Source organism: Micrococcus sp. (assembly GCF_030523875.1).
Classification (GTDB): domain Bacteria; phylum Actinomycetota; class Actinomycetes; order Actinomycetales; family Micrococcaceae; genus Micrococcus.
In genome coordinates this window covers 23441-29526 of sequence record NZ_JAUNHR010000025.1, presented here as the reverse complement: position 1 = coordinate 29526, position 6086 = coordinate 23441, and the positions used below count along the sequence as shown (strand labels likewise).

Annotated in this window: 4 protein-coding genes; all 4 read right to left on the bottom strand. The window is 77.1% G+C overall.

Annotated elements, in window-relative coordinates; genetic code table 11:
* Nucleotides 1-87 precede the first annotated feature (87 nt).
* Nucleotides 88-2358 (bottom strand): glycosyltransferase, encoded by a 2271-nt coding sequence (locus Q4D18_RS05165; RefSeq protein ID WP_303126333.1) that lies wholly within the window; start codon nt 2356-2358, stop codon nt 88-90.
* Nucleotides 2355-2972, bottom strand: a complete 618-nt coding sequence (locus Q4D18_RS05160) for a hypothetical protein (RefSeq protein ID WP_303126332.1) — start codon at nt 2970-2972, stop codon at nt 2355-2357. Before Q4D18_RS05160 ends, Q4D18_RS05165 begins: the two co-directional genes overlap by 4 nt.
* Before the next feature lie 241 nt (nt 2973-3213).
* Nucleotides 3214-4965, bottom strand: a complete 1752-nt coding sequence (locus Q4D18_RS05155) for a glycosyltransferase (protein WP_303126331.1) — start codon at nt 4963-4965, stop codon at nt 3214-3216.
* 3 nt (nt 4966-4968) lie between these two features.
* The coding region (gene wecC / locus Q4D18_RS05150) for a UDP-N-acetyl-D-mannosamine dehydrogenase (RefSeq protein ID WP_368389631.1) at nt 4969-6086 on the bottom strand (1118 nt) is incomplete at its 5' end.

The window sequence follows — 6086 nt, the reverse complement described above, 5'->3', positions numbered from 1 at the left end:
CGCTGAGGACCGCGTCCTGCCCGCCCTCGCCGACGTCGTGCTCGGCGTCCGCTGAGCTGGGACCGGCAGAGGCGAGCCCGACGGCCTTCAGTCCAGGCCGAGCGCCTGCGCCCAGGCCCGGGCCACGGTGCGCTCGTCGAAGGCGAGGACCCGCTCGCGCATGCGCTCGGACCACTCCTGCCGGCGCGCGGCATCCTGGGTGAGCTCGAGGATCCAGCGGGCGGCGGCGTCGGTGTCCGCGTGGACGAGGTCCGCTCCGAACACGCCGGCGGCGCCCGGGCGGTCCCAGATCACCGGGATCGCCCCGGCCGCCATCCCCTCGGCGGGGGCCAGGTGGAAGCTCTCCACGGAGCTGGGCGAGAGCACCCAGCCCATGCGGCGCAGCCACGTGCCCATGTCCGCGCCGAACGGCTCGAACGCCACCGCCCGGTGCAGCGGGTCCCCGCCCAGCCGGGCGAACAGGTCCAGGTACCCCTCCCGCTGGAGGGGCTTGTGCCACTCGTGGCGGTACTCCCACGGCATGCGCCCGCGCACGTGGAGGGTGAACCGGTCGTCCTCGGCGCGCAGGGCCCGCAGCAGGTCCAGGGCGCGGTCCAGGCGCTTGCGCAGGGGGACGATCCCCACCAGGCCGAGGCGGAACTCGGCGCCGGCCACGGGCTCGCGGGACAGGTCCGCCACGGAGACGGCGTTGGGGATCACCCGCACGCGCGCCGGGTCCGCGCCGAGGGCCTCCACGGTGAGGTCCCGGTAGTGGTCCGAGACGGTCACGAGCGTGTCCACCGCGTCCAGGTCCAGGTCCTGCAGCCAGGCGCCGCGCAGCTCGAACATGTGCAGGCGCACCACGAGCCGCTGACCAGGGCGCTTGTGGCGGGCGTACCAGACCGCGTTGGGCCCCGCCCACTCGCACAGCACCACGTCCGCCCACGCGGCGTGCGCGCGGGAGGCGGACTCGTCGTGGCGGTGCAGGGTCTCCCAGGCATCGATCCGCAGGTCCACGCGCGGGTGGGCGCGCAGCAGGTCCAGCAGCTCGCCGGCGAACTTGAGGTCGTGGCCGGCCACCACCACGCGCAGCGGACGGCCCCCGTCCGCCGCCGGGTCCGCGGCGGGCGCGGCGTCCGGCCCGAAGCCCGGCACCACGCGTGCCACGTAGCCGCGCAGCACCTCGGCCCGGGCGGAGACCCGGTACGGGGCGGCGGCGGCCACGGCGCGCTCGGCCAGCGAGCCCAGGTGCGGGCGCGCCTGGGCCAGCAGCCGGGCCACGCCCTCGACGGAGTCGGTGTGCGGGTCAACGAACAGGGGCCAGTCCGCGCCGAGGAGCCGCTCGTGCGCCGCGGTGCGGTTGAGCACCGGGGGGACGCCGAGCGCGCAGGACTCGAGGACCTTCGTGGACATCTCCAGGCTCACGTCCAGGGCCGGGGAGCGCCAGCTCAGGGCCACGTCCGCGCGGGCGGTGTGGTCCAGGGCGGCGCTGCGCGGCACGCCCCCGGTCCAGGTCACGGCGGGGTCCGGGGCCTGCATGAGGTCGGTCATGCGGCCGTGGAAGGCGGGGTCCGCCTTCTCCCGGTGGACCTTGTCCCCCACCATCGTCAGGTGCGCGGCCACGCCGTGGGCGCCGAGGGCGGGCACGAGCGCCGGCATCAGGTCGGTGCGCCAGGCGCGGGCGAACTTGCCGGTGTAGACCAGCTCGAGCGGACGGCCGGCGTCAGAGTGCGCGGCGGCGTCGCCGTGGGCGCGGGCCTGGGCCGCGGAGGCCACGAGCGCGTCCGGGATCATCGGGGTGAGCACGAGCGTGCGGCCGGCGGCCTCGGGCACGTACGCCTCCAGCACGGCGCGGGCGTCCTCGGTCTGGGCGAGCATGACCCGGCTGGCGGCCGCGATCGTCCGGACGGTCTCCAGCCCCGCCGGGACCGCGGAGGTCGCCGGGTAGCCGAGCTCGGTGACGTAGGACCACAGCCGGCCCGGGAACGCGCCGCGACGGGCGGCCTCCGCGCACAGGTGGATGCCGCGCACCATCACGACGTCCGGGTGCACCCGCTCGGCCAGCTCCTCGAGGACCTGGACGGCGCGGGGCCGGTCCATCTGGTCGGACCCGGCCTCGGGGCGGGCCTCGTGCAGGGTCACCCCTGCCAGCGCGCGCAGCCCGGAGGTGAGCACGTCCCGCCGCTCCTGCGCCTTGAGCTGGACGTGGACCTCGGCGCCCGCGGCCACCCAGGTCTCGGCCATCGAACCGAGCCACACGGCGGACCCGTCCAGGACGTTCAGGTCCACGTCCCCGTACAGCAGGACGACGGGCCCGCGCGGACCCGCGGGGTCCGCGGGGGCGTCGGCGGGGCGGGGGATCCAGGACTCGGTGCTCATGCGTGGGCCTCCCGGGCGGTGGGACGGAGGGTGGGCTCGGCGTCGTGCAGGACCGCCAGGACCACGTCCGCCACGCCGCGCGGGGCGTCGGTGGGGTCCTCGGTGTGGTGGATCGGCGGGGCGGGATCCAGCACGTCCAGCGGATGGACGTCCGGGTGCGCCAGCAGGGTCGGGGCGCCGAGATGGCTGCGGTGCCCCGTGCCGGCGGCCAGCCACGTGGTGACCCCGCGGCGGGCCCCCTCCTCGACGGCGGCCATCACCTCGCGCAGCAGCCCCACGCCCTCGGCGTCCAGGGCGCCGCCCCACACGCCGGTGAACCCCTCGAGGTCCAGGACGGCGACCTCCACGCGGCCCATCACGGCGCGCGCGGTGCCGGGCACGAGCGGCTCCACCGCGTGGCCGGCGGCCGAGAGCGCCTCCTCCAGGGCCGGACGGGTCAGGACGGCGACCCGCCGCCCGCCGCCGGTCGGACGGCCGCGGTCCGGGTGGGCGCCGTGCAGGGCACGGTCCAGGCGGGCGGCGGCGCCGGCGTCGTCCCGCACGCTGGCGGCGGCGCGGCCGGCCACCTGCACGCCCGCCGCACGGACCTCGACCAGCAGGTCCAGGGGGTCCATGGCCGGCGCGGGACGGCCTCGTCCCCGACCCCGCCCCCGGCCTCCGCCACCGCCGCCCGCGGCGGCGCGGGGGGTAATGCGGGCAGCCCCCCGGATGCGCTCGGAGACCGGCTCCGGGAGGGAGCGGACGGTACGGGACAGCCGGCGGCGGACCGCGGGGCTGAGTTCGGGCTCCACGCCCCGGCGGACAGCGCGCAGGGCGCGCCCTCCGGCGCTCACGAGTCGGCGGGGCAGGGGCTTCTCAGGCATCGGTCACTCCCAGTGAGGTGTACAGGTCGCGGTATCGGCCGGCATTGCCGGTCCAGGTGCGGGTGTCCAGCGCCCACTCCCGGCCGGCGCGGCCGAGGCGCTCGGCCTCCTCCGGGCGGGCCAGCAGGTCGGCGAGGACGGCCGCGAGCGCGTCCGGGTCCTCGGGGCGGAACAGGCGGCCGGTGACGCCGTCCTGGACCAGCTCCGCGAGCGCGGGCAGGTCCGAGGCCACCACGGGGCGGCCGAGGGCGGAGGCCTCCACGGACTTCATGGGTGTGACGGTGCGGGTGACCGTGAGGTCGCGCCGCGGCACGCAGAAGACGTCCAGCGCGGCGTGGTGCCAGACGGCCTCCTCACGGGCCACCCGTCCGGGGAAGTCGCAGATCCCGGCGATGCCCAGGCGCTCGGCGAGCACCCGCAGGCCGGGCAGGGCGACGCCGTCGCCGGCGATCCGCAGGCGCAGCCGGGGGTGCTCGGGGGCGAGCCGGGCGACGGCCCGGACCAGCAGGTCCAGGCCCTCGTAGTCCACGATCGAGGAGACGGTGCCCACGTACCGGGCGTCCGGGTCCAGGCCGAGGCGCTCACGGGCCGCCGCGCGCGTGGGCGGGGCGGCCTCGAAGCGGGCGTCCACCGCGTTGGGGGCGAGGACGATCCGCTGGGGGTCCACCCCCTCGGCGGTGAGCGCCTCCCGCATGCCCTCCCCGAGGGTGACGACGGCGTCCGCCGCGCGCGCCGCCTCGGCCTCGCGGGCCGTGAAGGCGGCGTAGCGCGCCGAGGCGGCCGCGGCGGGGCCCCGGGTGGACGCCCACGTGTCGGCCAGCCGGCCGCGGACCTCGTACACCCACGGGATGCCGCAGGCCTCGGCCACGGCGCGCACGGCCATCGCGTTCACGTAGTGCGTGGTGGTGTGCAGCAGCGACGGGCACTCGGCCCGGACCCGCTCCAGCAGCAGGGCGGCGTGCTGGCGCACGCGCGCGGCCTGGCCCTGGGCCGGACGGGACGGCGTCAGCCGCCGGTACTCGATCCCGTCCACGACGTCGGCCGACCGCGCCCACGGCACGCCCACCTGCACGGGGTAGCCCGGGCGGGTCACGGCGGACACGTCCAGCCCGGCCTCGGCCTGGGCGCGCAGGATCGCGTGGCTGCGCTGGGCGTAGCCGGAGCGGGTGTGGGGCAGGGAGTTCGTGAGAACGTGCAGCACGCGGCCCGGGCGGGGCGTGTACCCGGTCTCGCACGGCAGGGTGGGCCAGGCGCCGGTCAGCGCCTCCCGCTCCCCCGCCATGCGCGCGGCCAGGGCGCGGTTGCGGCGGTGGACCCGGGCGTGGCGCACGGCGCCGTCGAGGTCGCCGGTGTGGTGGGCCAGGCGTGAGGCCGCGGCGTGCCAGGCGGCGCCCCGGCGGGCCGGCGGGACCGCGTCCAGGACGGCGGCCGCATCGTCGAAGGCGGCCAGGTGCACGAGCACGTCCGCCCGGGCCGGGGCGGAGCGGGGCCCCGACGCGGCGGACAGGCGCTCGTGCGCGGTCTCAGCGTCCCCGGCCATGTGCAGGCCCACCGCGGCGGGCACGCCGCCGGCGGCGCGGCCGAGCGCTGTCAGCGCCCGGGCGGCCGGGGCGCTCAGGCGGTCGGGCAGCCGCCGGGAGCCCTGCAGGGCCAGCAGGACCGGGTCGTCCACCGCGTGCTCGGCCACGGTCTGGGCGAGCACGCCGAGGTTGGCCCGCCACGGGACGGGCGGGGCGTCCGCCACGGCTCAGGCCTCCGCGGCCGCGCGCCACTGCCCGCGCGTGTCCACCACGCGCTTGCCGGCCACCCGCGGGCCGAGGTCGGCGAACGCGTCGTGGTCCACGAGGAGCAGGACGATGTCCGCCTCCTCCACGGCCTCGTCCGCGTGGACGAGGCGGACGTTGGCCTTCCCCGCCAGCTTCGCGGGCAGCTCCTCCACGTGGGGCTCGACCACGAGCACCTCGGAGCCGGAGAACTGGTCGGCGAGGTCGTGGGCGATGTTCAGCGCCGGGGACTCGCGCAGGTCGTCGATGTTCGGCTTGAACGCCAGGCCCAGGGCGGCCACCACGGGGGTGCGGCCGGTCTCCTGCTGGACGTCGAAGGCGGCGGCCTTGACCTGGTCGATGACCCACTGGGGCTTCGCGTCGTTGATCTCGCGGGCCGCACGGATGATGCGGGCGGTGTCCGGGGCGGCGTCCACGATGAACCACGGGTCCACGGCGATGCAGTGCCCGCCCACGCCCGGGCCGGGCTGGAGGATGTTGACGCGGGGGTGGTGGTTGGCGAGCTCGATGAGCTCCCACACGTCGATGCCCTGCTCCGCGCAGATCAGGGACAGCTCGTTGGCGAAGGCGATGTTCACGTCGCGGAAGGAGTTCTCCACGAGCTTGGCCATCTCCGCGGTGCGGCAGTCGGTCAGCAGGATCTCGCCCTCGCAGAACGTGCGGTACAGCCGCTCGGTGCGCTGCGCGGCCTCCGGGGTGGAGCCGCCGACGATCCGGTCGTTGGTGACGAGCTCGACCATCACGCGGCCCGGGAGCACGCGCTCGGGGCAGTGGGCGAAGTCCAGACCGGCCTCGCGCAGGTCCGGGCGCTCGCCGTAGACGACCTCGGCCATGTGCTCGGTGGCGCCGGGGGGCGAGGTGGACTCGAGGATCACCAGCTCGTCGCCGGTCAGCTGCGGGGCCAGGGCGCGGGCGGCGGCCTCGATGTAGGACAGGTCCGGGGCGTGGTCGTCCTTGAACGGGGTCGGCACGGCCACGATGTACGCGTCGGCCTTCGGCGTGTCCTTCGACGCGGTCAGCAGACCCTTCTCCACGGCGCGCTCCACGAACTCCGCGAGGTCCGGCTCGACGAACGGCACCC

Coding starts and splice junctions, on each gene's coding strand:
- Q4D18_RS05160 (WP_303126332.1), bottom strand. CDS start 2,972: ATGGACCCCCTGGACCTGCTGGTCGAGGTCCGTGCGGCGGGCGTGCAG.
- Q4D18_RS05165 (WP_303126333.1), bottom strand. CDS start 2,358: ATGAGCACCGAGTCCTGGATCCCCCGCCCCGCCGACGCCCCCGCGGAC.